Below are 13,606 nucleotides of genomic sequence, written 5' to 3'. Positions count from 1 at the left end.
ATCGAGGGTTTCGGCGAAACGCGAATACAGCATAGACCCTGCACCAAAGACGAATTCCTCCTAAGGATTAAGAGGGCGTTCGACGAACGCTGAACTCCGACGTTCCACTTCTGCGGTTGGCACTACTCCAACTGCTCGCGCATTGCGACGACAGGCGCCTTTGGAACAAGGGGGCCGGGCCAGCAATTATCACAACTTCGTCGCGTCGTTGACGGGTTGACGTCGGTCAAGGTCTATGGCCGGCGGCGGCGCCAGCCTGCCGCATTGAACGCACTCCGATGGCGAGAGTTGGGAGTGGAACATGTCACAGACAGTTGCCGGCATTCTGGTAAGTGCCCTCGAACAGATCGGCGTCCGGCACATCTTCGGATTGATCGGCGACTCGCTTAATCCGCTGGCCGATGTGGTCCGAGGCAGCAAGATCGAGTGGGTCGGCGTCCGCCACGAGGAAGGCGCGGCGCAGGCCGCCGCCGGCCAGGCCAAGATCACCGGCACGCTCGCAGTGTGCGCCGGCACCACTGGACCTGGCAGCAATCATCTGGTCGCCGGTCTCTATGAAGCGGCCCGCGATCATGCGCCAGTGCTGGCCTTGTCTGGCGACATGCCGCGCAAGCTACATGGCACCGATTACATCCAGACCAGCGAACCCGATCTCTTGTTTCGCGACGTGTCGCTCTACACCGAGATCATCTCGACCGCAGCGCAGGCACCGGCGGTCATCCATCAGGCGATAGCCGCCGCCTACGCCGGCCCCGGAGTCGCACATCTGACGCTTCCGCAGGACGTGATCGCAGCGAAAGCGCAAGGCAGCGTTCCCAGCATCCTAACCTTGAAGCCGCGGTCCGAAGTCACAGCCAGCGAGGCAAGGATCGCCGAACTAGCCCGGCGGATTGATCAGGCGGACAAGATTGTGATGATGTGCGGCGCCGGATGCCGCGGCTCTGTTGACCTGTTGTGCGCTCTCTCGGACCGGCTCAAGGCTCCGCTGATCCATACAGTCAAGGGCAAAGACCTCCTGCCCTACGACGATCCCCGCTGGATGGGCGGTCTCGGCATGATCGGGACGAGAGCCGTCTACAACGCCGTGATGCGTTGCGACCTGCTGCTGATGATCGGCACCGACTATCCCTATTCCAACTTCCTCCCGACCAAGAGCACGGTGATTCAGATTGATGAGCGACCGCAGGTGCTAGGAAGGCGCGTTCCGACTGCGCTAGGCGTTGCCGGATCGGTCCGGCCGACGCTGAAACAATTACTCGGCCGGATTGCGCAGAAGACCGATACCGAATTCTGGGACGAGGTCACCGACGAGCGCCGGAAATGGGACGCCATGCTCAACAAGCAAGCTGATATCAAGCGGAGCGACCATCAGATCCATCCGCAGGTGGTAGCCCGTGCGGTTAGCGATCTCGCCCGTTCCGACGCGATATTCGTCCTGGATACCGGCCTAAACACGCTATGGTCCGCCAATTGGATCCGTCAGACTGGGACGCAGCGGATCATCGGATCCTTCAACAATGCTGCGGTCGGAACGGCGCTGGGCCAAGCCAATGGCATACAGGCGTTGAATCGCTCCCGTCAGGTGATCGCGCTGACCGGCGATGGCGGGTTCAACATGCTGATGGGCGAATTCCTGACAGCAGTGCATCACAACCTGCCGGTCAAGGTCATCATCTACAACAATTCGTCGCTCGGACTGATCACGCTGGAGGCCGAAAGCGTCGGACTGGTGCCATTTCGCGAGGCCATCGACTTTCCAAACCCGGATTTCGCATCATTAGCCCGTGCGTGCGGTGGCCACGGATACATGGCCAGACGCCCGTCGGAATTGATGGCAGCGGTTGTCGAAGCTCTCTCGATCGATGGCCCAGCAGTTGTTGACGCAACCGTCATTTCAAATGAAATGCCCAATTTACCGCATGTCGATTTGGAGATGATCGGGCATTTCGGGCTAGCCAAGATCAAGGAAGCCGTTCTCGCCGTCACCGGGGGATAGCGAGAACGGGTCTGCCCCCGCTGTACCGGAACCGCCCGCAGCCCTGGGTCATGGCCGCTATTTGGCGTTCTATCTTGCCTGCGGAGTTGCGGCTTCTGTCGCACATATCTTCATTGACGGGTCGTCTCGTCAACGCGCCGACCGACCATTCAGGCGCTCGCGTGAGCGGATGCGACCCCATCCAATACGAACTGAACCGAGAAAGCCGCGAGCAATATCCCAAGCAGCCGGGAAAGCACGGCATTTCCAGTGTTGCCCAGTGCTTTTGCGATCGGCACGGCCAGGGCGAAGCAAATCATGCAGGTCAGGCACACGAGCAGAATGACCAGAATGACGACAACCAGTTTCGATGTCGTGCCTGCGGCGCTGGACAATAATAGCGTGGTGGCAATTGCGCCCGGTCCGGCCATCAGCGGGATAGCCAACGGAAAGACGGCGATATCCGAAACATGCTCGGCCATCGTCTTGTCGGTTTCGCGCGCCTCCCGGTGCGGCCGGTCGCCGAAGACCATCTGGTAGGCGACGGCGAACAAGAGAAGTCCGCCCGCGATCTGAAAAGCTGGAATGCCGATCCCAAGCTGACGCAACAGCCAGTTCCCGCATAATGCAAGACCTACCAGGATCACCGCGGCGATCAGCGGAGACCGGACGGCGATTCGGGCCCTGTCTCGGCCGCTGAGCCCACCTGCTGCCGCGAGAAACGCCGGCACCAATCCGACAGGGTCGACGACCAGTAACAGGGTCACGAAGGCCGACATAGCGAAGTCGATCACGGCGAATGCCCGCCGCGAGCGTCAGGCCGATTATGGTGCGGGATGTACATAGCTCGACCTGAGCCGACACAAAGCCCAGTTGAAAGCAGCCCACCAGCGGCCATCGCCAATCTATGTACCGTGCCGAAATCAATGTGCTTTGGCGTATTCTCTTCGCCTTGTGGAGTCAGCCCGGCCGGATCCGGAGCGCCGGGCACGCCGCGCGGACCAAGCAGTGCGCGCTGAATATCGTCCTCGCACTTCTCGGGTTCTTCGCCGTTGAGCGGCTCTAGTCCAACCATGATCTGCTTCCTCTGCCATTGCATGCAAGACGACATCTGACTATTTCGGCGGCCTGAGCTCGCTTTTAAGCCAACCTACCGCATCACTCCTGAGCGGATCGATGAGGATTGAAAGTGTCGTGGACTGGCCGCACGTCGAGCAAGCAAAAGTGAGTTCTTGATAACCGATCGCGCCTGGTGCGGTCCTGCCCGCGGCCATCGCGCGTCCACACTTCGGGCATGCGGGTCTCTTGATTGTCGCGAACTTTTTGAGTGGATCAGATGGAGCCAGGAACATTGGTTTCGTCGGCGCGAGCCGCTCTCTTTTTTATGTATGCTGTGAGCAGTCGTATGACTGTGCCGCGCAGCGTACGCACTCATGCAATATCGGCCGCACGCAGGATGCGCCATGTCGTAATTTTACGTAGCAATAAACCGACGACCGGCCATCGCAGCTGGTCGAATAACTCGGCCCGGTGATGCCTAGCTGACGCGGCCGAGAAGACGGCAGTCAATGCGGGCGCGACGAGGCACGCGCCAACAAAAAATTATAGGCTGATGTCTCAGGGTCGCCAGCTTATGAAATGTAGTTGGCCAGGCTTCGGATCAGAATCGATGTCGCTAGGCACGAGTGTGTCGATCGCCTGACCGACAATCAGCGGACCGCGATCCTGGACCATTGCTGGGAACGTGCCGACAGAAGGGCAGCGTTAAAGCTGCTCATCTGCTCATCCCTTGAAAGCGAGCAGCGAATTTCGCGAAGGCCGCCAGTTGATCGGCGATCACCCTCTTTGTCGGCTCGTCCTTCAATTCCAGCGTATGCGGATCAAATTTGGTCTGGGCTAGTCCGACGAATACTTCCGGTGTCCCAAACACGAAGGCGTTGAGATAGGTAAGTGCCATTCGCAGATGATACTGCATCCGCGCGCCGCCCAGGGGACCGCCGGTGGCGGACTGAATGACGACTGGCTTCTCCCTGAAGGGTTGATTTTCCAGGCGCGACACCCAATCCAGCGCGTTCTTCAGGCCCCCGGGGATGGTCCAGTTGTATTCGGGCGAGACGATGATTATGCCATCGGCTTTCCTTATGGCATCGGCGAAGGTCGTCACTTCACCTGGAAAGCCGGCGGCCTGAACGTCCGCATTGTACAGAGGCATGCCGTCATATGGCGGCGCCTCGGACAGATGAAGATTCGAAGGCGCAAGCTTGGGAAGCGCCCGCATCAGCGCGGTATTGTACGAGGCCTTGCGCAGGCTGCCACTGATCGTCACCACGTTGAGTACCATTGATTACTCCTTTGCTTGCTCGAGACGCTTAAATACCTCATCTCAAGCGGCGAAATCTGTCTTTGACGATTGCCCGCTTTCGCCACCGCGCAGGAGCACAAAAATCGTATTCGAGGAAGCAGAATGGCTGGTTGGCACTGCCGGTGGATCGCCGTTCAGCAGGAACGTCTACGTCAGTCCGGCCCCGCTTCGGCTTACGCAATTGGACGCATCGCCGGGCGCTGCGGCTCGGCGCGCTCCCCAGCAGGGCACGTTCCCCGGGTGAGATTCAAGGCGCAACAGATCAAACCCACATGGCTGTAGGCCTGCGGAAAATTGCCCAGCATGCGGCCGGCGAACGGATCATATTCCTCGGCGAGCAGTCCCACGTCATTGCAACGCGAGAGGAGACGGTCGAACAGCTTGCGGGCCTCCAAATAGCGGCCCTGCAGAATGTAATTGTCGACCAGCCAAAAGCTGCACGCCAGAAATGCGCCCTCTCCTGGAGGCAGACCGTCACCAGGATTTGCGCGTTCATACCGCAGAACAAATTCGTCCTTGACCAACAGTCTTTTCTCGATGGCCCGCACCGTGTTCCTCACGCGCGGATCGGTTGCAGGCAGAAAGCCAACCAGCGGCATCAGCAGCAGGCCAGCGTCGAGTCGTTTTGACCCATAAGCCTGCACGAAACTTTCGAGCTCGCGGTCGAAGCCGCGTTCGCACACGTCGGCGTGGATTTCGTCAGCGACCGCTCGCCAATGTCGAGCTGCCTGGATTGGTCCTTCGGCGGCGAACTCTTTCGCGGCACGATCGAACGCAACCCAGGCCATGACCTTCGAATGGACGAAGTGCTGTCGTTCGCCGCGCACCTCCCAGATGCCTTGATCCGCTTCTCGCCAGGCGCTTGTGAGATAGTTCAACATGAGGGGCTGCAGGGCTCGGCCACGTTCAGTTAGACCTATTCCACCCTTCCTAGCCTGGAACATGGCATCGGCGACCTCGCCGAGAACGTCCAGCTGAAGCTGCTGGTAGGCCGCGTTTCCGATGCGCACCGGCGAAGATCTCTCGTAGCCCGCCAGCCACGGAACGGTGAGCTCCGGCAGCCAGCGCTCGCCCCCTACGCCGTAAACGATCTGAACCTGCTCCGGGCTACCGGCCACGGTGCGAAGGAGCCAGTCCCGCCACGCCCGCGCTTCGTCATAGTATCCGAGATGCATCAGGGCCAGCAGCGTGAAGGTGGCATCGCGTAGCCAGCAGAAGCGATAGTCCCAATTCCTGATTCCACCAATAAGCTCCGGCAGCGAAGTCGTTGGGGCCGCGATAATCCCGCCGGTCGGGGCGTAGGTCAGGGCCTTCAATGCAATGAGCGAACGTTTGACCAGCTCGGTCCAGGGGCCGACCTCAGGACACCGATCACTCCACCCCCGCCAGAATGCCTCCGTTCGCTTCAGAGCATCGAAGGCATCAATCGCCGCCAGGGGATCTTGAAACGATGGTCCGTAGGAGAGAACAAACGGGATTGACGCTCCTGCCTCGACCGCAAACTCACTAACTGTCTTCAGATCCTCACCATGAAGTGCCGCTGCCGCACGCAGCACCAGACGCTCCGGACCAGCGATTGCGCTGATGCCGCCGTCATTGAGCCGGGTGACCCACGGCACCGTCTCCCCGTAGTTGAAGCGCGCCACAAATTCGGCGCGAAACTCCACCCTCCCCTGTCCACCGACAACGATGCGCACAAGCTCCGCGCGGTCTGCCGGTACCATGAAATCGATCAGCGTCGCACTGCCACCCTTCGTTCTGAATTCCGTTTCGAGGACCAGCGTGCCTGCACGGTAGCGCCGCAGCGTCTCGATCGGCTCATCCTTCGGTGCAATGAGCCACCGTCCATTTTCTGCGTCGCCAAGCAGAGCGGCAAAGCACGCAGCCGAATCAAATCTCGGCAAGCACAGCCAATCGATCGAGCCGTTGTGCCCGACCATGGCTGCTGTCTTGCAGTCGCCGATCATCGCATAGTTTTCGATTTTGAGCGCCATACACGCCTCTCCGCCGCCTGGGCTCGCTGCCCGCGCTGCCGCTCTCAGATATAATCCCTAAATTCCCTTCGTCGAAGCACAGCCTCCTTGAGCACTGCCGGTGCTCATATCTCTTGATAAGCGACGAGTAAGCGGATCTACGGTATCGCGGTCGACACTCGATCCTTGCCCACACCGCCCGGCGGCTGTTTCCACAAGCGCATCGCCGTCAGAGCTTCCGCCAGCTTCGGCCATCGCGCTTCAAAAGTTCGAACGCCCCCGGGGGCCCCTCGCTGCCCGCAGGATAGAATTCCAGCCCCTTGCTGCCGACTCTTTTCCAGGCATCGAGGAACGGCTGAACCGCCCGCCAGCCGGCTTCCACGCCGTCGGCGCGTTGAAACAGAATGTTGTCGCCGATCATGCAATCGTAGATCAAGGTCTCATATCCAGTCGCGGGCTCGGACTTGAAGTAATCCTTGTAGAGAAACTTCATTTGTACGCCGTCGATCCTGATCACTGGCCCCGGCACCTTGGTGTTGAATTGCAGCGTGATACCTTCGGTCGGCTCGACGCAGATAACGAGATAGTTCTCAGCCAGTTGCTCGACGGGCGTGCATCGAAACATCGCAAAGGGCGTCTCGCGGAATTTGATCGCCACTTCCGTGTGCTTCATGGCGAGCGCCTTGCCCGTCCGCAGGTAGAAGGGGACTCCGGCCCAGCGCCAGTTGTCAATATTCAATTTCATCGCAACGTAGGTCTCCGTAGCGCTGTCGGGCCTGACGCCCGGAGTCTTTCGGTAATCCGGAATCTCGGTGTCGCCGATTTTCCCGGCAGTGTACTGGCCGCGCACGGAGTTTTTCAGTGCTTCCTCTTCGCTCTGAGTCTGGATCGCCGCCAGCACTCCGTCCTTTTCCGAACGCACGTTATGGGCATCGAAATGTCTCGGCGGCTCCATGGCAATTAGCGATAACAGCTGAAACAGATGGTTCGGCACCATGTCGCGCAGCGCGCCGGTCGCGTCATAAAAGCTACCGCGGTGGCCAACACCGAGCTGCTCATCCACAATGATCTGTACGTGATCGATGTGATGGCGGTTCCAGATCGGCTCGAACATTCCGTTGGCGAAGCGCAGCACCAGGATGTTCTGGACGGTCTCTTTGCCCAGGTAATGATCGATTCGGTAGATCTGGTGTTCGTTGAGGATGTTCAACAATTCCGCATTCAGCGCGCGCGCCGACGCCAGATCGGTTCCAAACGGCTTTTCGATCACGAGCCGCCGCCAGGCGCCGTGATCCTCCTTCAACAAGCCGAGACGGCCGAGCTGGCGCACGATCGGCGCAAAGACATCAGGCGGTGTCGCCAAATAAAACAGCCGATTGCCCCCGGTGTCGCGCGCGGATTCCAGCCGCTCAAGCTGCTCCTTGAGACGATCGAAAGAAGGGCCGTCGTCGGGATCGGCCTCGACAGAGGTGATGCATTCCAGAAGGCGATTCGCGACCTTGTCTTCCACGGGACGGGTCGCGAACTGATGCAGGCCCTTCATTAGGCTCTCGCGCAGCGCTTCGTTCAATATGCCGCAGCGCGCGACGCCGACGACGCAGAATCTTTCCGGCAATAGTTCGGCTGCCGCAAGATTGTAAAGCGAAGGGATCACCAGCCGTTTGGTCAGGTCTCCCGTGACACCGAAGATGACAAGGGCGCAGGATTGCGGCTTCTGGCAGGGCTGGAAGTTTCTCACGAACGGCTGACCGTGGGGTTGACGATATCACGTCGCCCTCTGCGCCCCTGAGGACGGGAACAGCACCAATTATCCGCCGAGGCCCATGATCACTGTTGAGCGGATTCGATCTCAACGCGGTCATCCTGCTCGGCCGCATAGACAGGGGCGTGCTCAGCGTGAGCCCCGCTCTTCTTTGCCGGGCGGATGGCTGGCAATTGAAGCACCCGAGCTTGCTGTCCTTCCGACAGGAGATTCACAAGAACGATGGTGCCGTCGGGAAACAGCAAGGCATCGTGGTGCTGCTTCGGCGGTTTCGGTTGGATCACGCAGAATTGGGCGACACGGAAGCCCGCGCTCTTGGTCAACAACCAGTTGCGATTGTATTTTACGTCCTGCTCGAATCCTAGTTCCGTACCGGGCAGCAGACAAATGGCGACGGTGGGCTCGTCTTTGGCGGCGAAGCCGCGGGTCGTTGTGCCGTAAAAGCTGGTCGACACCAAACTCTCTCCAACCTTTGCGGGACGTGACGTAACGGCATGTAGGCTGTAGTCGCACATGGATTTTTCTCCGCTGGTTTCCCTGACCCTAACCGATGATGCCGCAAACCGCCGAGCGGTCCCTTGACCGCCGTCAAGATATCGGTGGCCTGTTTGGAAATCGCGACCGTCCGGGACGGTGGCTTTCATGATCGCATTCGAACAGCACTCGTAGTCGCGGCAGCAGCGCGATATCCGAACGGGATCGTATCCAGTCGACCGCTGCCGACCTTGACGATGGTCATTTTCGCAAGTCGTGGCCACGATGCATCTCGGCATCGCCGCTGCTCACTGCGGTGATTGGACTGCAAGTGCGCTTGCGGCTTCGCGCGCGTCTTGACTGGCGCTTCGCTCACTCTCGTCTCGCACTCGGCCGTTGGCAAGCGCAATGTGTAGCTCCGCCCCGACGACGGCACCCTCACCGATCGCAGCACCCACGCGCTTGACCGACCCGGATCGCACGTCGCCGGCGGCGAATACACCGCCTACGCTGGTTTCGAGCAGCAACGGACGGCCAGCGCCACTCTTCGAGCGGATGGTAGAGGGAGCGTCCCATCCCGTCAGCACAAAATTCTTGCTGTCCAACGCGATCCCGGCGTCCTTAAGCCAAGCCGTTGCCGGTTCCGCGCCGATGAAGAGGAAGAGGTGGCGGATCGGCTTCTCGGTTTCCTCGCCGGTCGAGCTGTTGCGCCAGCGTATGCGTTCCAATTGCCCTGCCCGGCTGCCATAAAGCGCGACCACCTCCGTGTGAGTCAGCACCTCGATATTGTCGAGATTCGCAATGCGGTCGATCAGGTAGCGCGACATGCTCTCTGTGAGGCTTGGTCCACGGACCAGCATCCAGATTTTTTTTGCGAAGTTGCGCAGGAATACGGCGGCCTGGCCCGCTGAATTTCCGCCTCCGACTAGGACGATCTCCTCGCCCCGACACAGGCGTGCCTCGATCGGCGAAGCCCAATACCAAACACCGCGTCCCTCGAAATTCGACAGATTCGGCACGTTGAGGCGGCGGTAGCGGGCACCGCTCGCAACCACCACCGTCGAGGCTCTCACAAGCCGCCTATCCTCCAGGTGCAGCGTGAACGGCGATTCACTCGAATCGAGCCGCGATATGCCCGCAGGGATCACCATCCGCGCGCCAAATTTCTGCGCCTGGACGTAGGCGCGGCCGGTGAGCGCTTGGCCGGATATGCCGGCGGGAAAACCGAGATAGTTCTCGATCCGCGCGCTGGCCCCGGCTTGCCCGCCGAAGGCACGGGCGTCGAAGACGACGACCGACAAGCCCTCTGATGCGGCATAGACCGCCGTCGAAAGGCCCGCCGGGCCAGCGCCAACGACTGCTACGTCATAGGTTCGGCTCTTGTCGTCGATCGGCACCATTCCAAGCGCTCGCGCCAGCTCTGCCTCGCTCGGATTTTTCAGGATCGTTCCCTTCGGACACACGGCAAGCGGCAGGTCTGCCGGATTTGGAGCATATTGCTGAACAAGCTTCGCCGCGTCGGGGTCTTTTGCTGGATCTAGCAATTGATGTGGATACGCATTGCGGGCGAGAAAGCCCTGCAGACGCACGACGTCAGGGCTCGATTCCGGGCCGATTAGGACCGGACCACCGGCGCCGGCCTCGAGCAGCGCGACGCGGCGGAGGATCAAAGCCCGCATGATCCGCTCACCGAGTTCGGGCTCCCCAATCATCAACGCACGTAAATTCTCCGGCGGGATCAAGAGCGCTTGGACATCGTCGATGGCGTAAACATCGACAAAGGCAGGCTGGCCTGACAACTGTCCCACTTCGGCGACGAATTCACCGGGTCCCTGCTCCACAATCGGGGCGCAATGGCCTAGCGGATCGCGCCTGACGACCCGCACCGAGCCCTTGATCAGCACACACATGCCCGGCGCGACTTCTCCGGTCACGAACAGCGCTTCGCCGGCATGGTAGTACCGCACCGTGCCGAAGCGGCGAAGACGATCGATTTCATGCGGCGCCAGCTTGGGAAACATCTGTTCGCGGCGGTCATCAATCGTCGGCATTTGCAATCTCGCTGTCGGAGACGAGAGTTCCCGCCACGCTAGTGCGCCATCAGCAGCGGGACAGGCGCTTCATGCATCAGGCTGTAGGTCACGCCGCCAAGCAGCCGCTCGCGCAGGCGCATATGACCATATCCGCCCATGACAATAAGGTTCGCCTTCCGGCGCTCGGCCTCCGCCATCAATTGCGGCGCGACTTCGCTGGAGCGGCACTTGATGCGATGCAGGCTGGCCTCGATTCCATGATGTCGAAGATGGTTGACGGCATCGATCCCCATAACCGCTTCCTCCTCGGTAGGCTTTTCGCCGGTCGCAACGATGACCGACACTTTTTCCGCCTTGTGCAGAAACGGCATCGCTTCGGCAAGCGCACGAGCCGCTTCCCGGCTCCCGTTCCAAGCGACCATAATGCGGTCGAAGGCGATCTTCGGCCGCTCCGTCTCGGGAACCAGATAGACATTCCTGCCCGAGCCGAACAGCACGCCTTCGACGAGCTGCTCCGGATCCATCGCGCCATTGGGACGAAGCGCCACGAAGGTGTCGGCGGAGCGCGCCTCTCGCGCGGCAATTTTTGCAACGTCATCGGACAAGACATCGAACCGCCGGATCTCGACCGTCCGATCCAGCATTCGCAGCCGCTTGGCCAGTGCCTCCTCCATCGCATTGCCAGTTTCGCGCGCATGCTCGACAATTGTGGCGATGGGGTCGCCGTCGATCGGCCCAGGCAATGGCAGAACGTTGAGATACAACCCGATGACCACGCGGGTCTCGAGCCACCGGGTCAAATCGGCGACGGCTGCCAGGCGAATTTCGTCGGAGGCGCCGCCGTCCAGCCACACCATTACATCCCTGATCATCGCTCTCTCCTCGCTCGACGACAGGCGTCGCGATGTTTGGCTGCTCTGCCACTTGCGTGCAGCTACAGCAGCAGATTGAAAATACGAAAGCACTTCCGCCAGTGAACGCCCGATGGATTCTTCAGCCCGGAATCGATGATATTGAACGTGCGCGCGAGCGCGACGCTCAGACCACCCACGATCTCCGGTAGGCGAGCCTCGACATCTTCACCGTAAGCAAGGTCAAGCGGCGGGCGTGTGGCGAGGTGGTCGAGGATCGGCCGCAGCTCGATCTCTTCGTCGAGTCTCTCGAACTCGTGGATGCATTCCTGCAATCCCTTGGTAATTGGCAGGTCGAATGGCTCCAGTATCACACGGCCGTTCGCCTTGGCGATCGCCTGGGCCCGCAGCAGGAGATCATAAAGTTTTTGGTTGATGAAATCGCTGTAGCGCTTGAGGTCCTGCTTGTCGACATCGAGGCTGGCGGCGATCCGAAAAAATCGCTCGAATCTCGCGATGCTCATAACATGGCTGGCGGGCGGCTGGTTCGATTGCACGGCGGCGATCATCATGGCAGCGGTCTCCTCGCCGCAAGATGCCGTGCGCAGGCCGGCCTCCCCCTTGATGGCCGTCAGTTTCGCGCGATTTTCTCGCACATACGTGAAAATGATCTTTATCACGCCGCCCTTCGAAGTTGCGACATCTTGGTGCGTGGCGTGGACTTCAGGTCCAACCCTACCGGCTCGGTCCTTTCAGGCTGCCACATCGAATCGTCATGGCGCTCTTGACGCGCTCGCGGCGCGCCAACCGGACAACGTGCCGAGTTCCCTCGCCGACTACTACGCGCAGCGTGCATGCGCAGCCTGGTCGTAAGCCAGGCAACCCACGTGTCGATGCATGGCCAGGGTTACGCCTGGACTCGCGGCATCCACAGCCGCGAGCGGGTGGAAGCATAGGGTCACGTGAGCTGTGCACCCTCCTGACGGATTGGTTTTTCAATCAGCTTTGACAGCGGGCGAATTTCCCATTCGGCGCTGCAGCCCGACAACATGCTTCCCGTCGTCCCCTCGGCTGTCTACCGACGACCTAGCGACTTCCTCAACTTGGCCGCGCCGAGTTCCAGCGCCCGCTGCTCCTCGGCGGACATCTCGGGCTCGAAAACTCGAAGCACGCCCTCGCGCCCGACGACGCTCGGAAGTGACAGAGTGACACGAAACCTGTCATTATAGCTGCCAATCGGAATCACCGCTCGCTCATCGCGAAGAACAATTTCCGCAATCCTCGCCGCAACGATGCCAATGCCAAATTGGCTCGCGTCGTTGCCTTCGATGATAGAGATATTCGCGTAACGAACGTCTGCCTCGACCCGCCGGCGCAAACAGTGAGGCACGCGGCCACGAATTCCGACGATCTCGCCGACCGGCACGCCGGCGATCCGGGCGGTTGACCAGAGAAATACCTGCGAGATCCCATGTTCGCCGATCACCTGCGCCTCCACCTGATTGGCATCGATGTCGAAATGCGCCGCCAAATGGACGCGGAAGCGCAAGGAATCCAGAAAAGTACCGGTGCTCAGCACGCGATCATGGCTTGCGCTTGCGCGCGCAATATCGGCGAGCGGATCCGGCGGATCGGTCACGACCAATATCACGGCGCGAGGCGCGGCGTGCACAATGCGTGGAACGATCTCTTGATAGATTTCGGCATTCCTGTCGAGCAACCGCAACCTGCCTTGCGGATCGTCGCGTTCGGTGGCGCCGCCGGCCTTTTCGTTGATGCCGGCGGTAATCATCACCAGCTCTGCATCGACAAGCTCTTCAAAGTCGCCATCAACAATGGTGGTCTTTGGGCAGAGCGGCGCTCCGTAGCGAAGATCGGTGGCGACCGCCTTCGCCCGCTTAGACGTTCGGTCCAAGATCACAATCGTCCGGGCACTCCCCCGTACTACCATGGCGAGAGCACAGGAACACCCTACCCTGCCTGCTCCGACGATTCCGACTTTCATGATCGAACCTGCATTCCAAAGAACGTCAACCGATGCCCCAACACGAGTGCATTATTCGTCAATCGCGCAGTAACCGCCGGTTCGCAATGTTCGCTAGCGTTCGACGACTTAGCAATCGAGACCATCAAATGTCTGGACAGGCTTCATGCGCACACACAACCCTCCGCATGC

The 13,606-nt window shown here is 60.3% G+C and carries 11 protein-coding genes and 1 pseudogene; 2 read left to right on the top strand and 10 right to left on the bottom strand.

The annotated features are described in order from the left end of the window. Positions 1-301: 301 nt before the first annotated feature. Positions 302-577 (top strand): annotated as a pseudogene (locus tag CQ12_RS47705) (thiamine pyrophosphate-binding protein); the annotation flags it as partial. 90 nt (positions 578-667) lie between these two features. Continuing rightward, the gene (locus CQ12_RS16410) at positions 668-1,996 is read left to right on the top strand and encodes a thiamine pyrophosphate-dependent enzyme (RefSeq protein ID WP_347337430.1); all 1,329 of its coding nucleotides are present in this window, start codon (positions 668-670) and stop codon (positions 1,994-1,996) included. 149 nt (positions 1,997-2,145) lie between these two features. On the opposite strand, the gene CQ12_RS16405 is transcribed toward CQ12_RS16410, so the two are convergent. The 10 genes from CQ12_RS16405 to CQ12_RS16365 form a co-directional block, all read right to left on the bottom strand. Beyond that, a complete protein-coding gene (locus CQ12_RS16405) occupies positions 2,146-2,769 on the bottom strand; it encodes a MarC family protein (protein WP_057836326.1) in 624 nt (207 codons plus the stop codon). Beyond that, on the bottom strand, positions 2,766-3,050 hold the full coding sequence (locus CQ12_RS42330; RefSeq protein ID WP_157088254.1) for a hypothetical protein: 285 nt from the start codon (positions 3,048-3,050) through the stop codon (positions 2,766-2,768). Before CQ12_RS42330 ends, CQ12_RS16405 begins: the two co-directional genes overlap by 4 nt. A gap of 699 nt (positions 3,051-3,749) precedes the next feature. After that, entirely contained in the window at positions 3,750-4,316 is a 567-nt protein-coding gene (locus CQ12_RS16400) for an NADPH-dependent FMN reductase (protein WP_057836325.1), read from the bottom strand. 194 nt (positions 4,317-4,510) lie between these two features. Beyond that, positions 4,511-6,331: a glycoside hydrolase family 15 protein gene (locus tag CQ12_RS16395; RefSeq protein ID WP_057836324.1), complete on the bottom strand. Its 1,821-nt coding sequence runs from the start codon at positions 6,329-6,331 to the stop codon at positions 4,511-4,513. Between the two features lie 208 nt (positions 6,332-6,539). Next, positions 6,540-8,048 (bottom strand): glucose-6-phosphate dehydrogenase, encoded by a 1,509-nt coding sequence (zwf, locus tag CQ12_RS16390; RefSeq protein ID WP_057836323.1) that lies wholly within the window; start codon positions 8,046-8,048, stop codon positions 6,540-6,542. 89 nt (positions 8,049-8,137) lie between these two features. Beyond that, entirely contained in the window at positions 8,138-8,587 is a 450-nt protein-coding gene (locus CQ12_RS16385) for a hypothetical protein (protein WP_057836439.1), read from the bottom strand. Between the two features lie 267 nt (positions 8,588-8,854). Further along, complete coding sequence (locus tag CQ12_RS16380) at positions 8,855-10,597, bottom strand: FAD-dependent oxidoreductase (RefSeq protein WP_057836322.1); 1,743 nt, start codon at positions 10,595-10,597, stop codon at positions 8,855-8,857. A 38-nt stretch (positions 10,598-10,635) separates the two neighbouring features. Then, on the bottom strand, positions 10,636-11,451 hold the full coding sequence (locus CQ12_RS16375) for a universal stress protein (RefSeq protein ID WP_057836321.1): 816 nt from the start codon (positions 11,449-11,451) through the stop codon (positions 10,636-10,638). Between the two features lie 62 nt (positions 11,452-11,513). Then, positions 11,514-12,002 (bottom strand): DUF1931 family protein, encoded by a 489-nt coding sequence (locus CQ12_RS16370; RefSeq protein ID WP_245309949.1) that lies wholly within the window; start codon positions 12,000-12,002, stop codon positions 11,514-11,516. Between the two features lie 503 nt (positions 12,003-12,505). After that, positions 12,506-13,435 (bottom strand): lactate/malate family dehydrogenase, encoded by a 930-nt coding sequence (locus tag CQ12_RS16365; RefSeq protein ID WP_057836320.1) that lies wholly within the window; start codon positions 13,433-13,435, stop codon positions 12,506-12,508. Positions 13,436-13,606: the final 171 nt, after the last annotated feature.

Source organism: Bradyrhizobium jicamae (assembly GCF_001440395.1).
Taxonomy (GTDB): Bacteria; Pseudomonadota; Alphaproteobacteria; order Rhizobiales; family Xanthobacteraceae; genus Bradyrhizobium; species Bradyrhizobium jicamae.
This window is presented reverse-complemented; position numbering and strand designations above follow the sequence as displayed.

What these genes read in the sequence shown, in the direction of transcription:
- CQ12_RS42330 (WP_157088254.1), bottom strand. Translation starts at nt 3,050, where the DNA reads ATGGTTGGACTAGAGCCGCTCAACGGCGAAGAACCCGAGAAGTGCGAG.
- CQ12_RS16400 (WP_057836325.1), bottom strand. Translation starts at nt 4,316, where the DNA reads ATGGTACTCAACGTGGTGACGATCAGTGGCAGCCTGCGCAAGGCCTCG.
- CQ12_RS16395 (WP_057836324.1), bottom strand. Translation starts at nt 6,331, where the DNA reads ATGGCGCTCAAAATCGAAAACTATGCGATGATCGGCGACTGCAAGACA.
- CQ12_RS16385 (WP_057836439.1), bottom strand. Translation starts at nt 8,587, where the DNA reads ATGTGCGACTACAGCCTACATGCCGTTACGTCACGTCCCGCAAAGGTT.
- CQ12_RS16380 (WP_057836322.1), bottom strand. Translation starts at nt 10,597, where the DNA reads ATGCCGACGATTGATGACCGCCGCGAACAGATGTTTCCCAAGCTGGCG.
- CQ12_RS16375 (WP_057836321.1), bottom strand. Translation starts at nt 11,451, where the DNA reads ATGATCAGGGATGTAATGGTGTGGCTGGACGGCGGCGCCTCCGACGAA.
- CQ12_RS16370 (WP_245309949.1), bottom strand. Translation starts at nt 12,002, where the DNA reads ATGATGATCGCCGCCGTGCAATCGAACCAGCCGCCCGCCAGCCATGTT.
- CQ12_RS16365 (WP_057836320.1), bottom strand. Translation starts at nt 13,435, where the DNA reads ATGAAAGTCGGAATCGTCGGAGCAGGCAGGGTAGGGTGTTCCTGTGCT.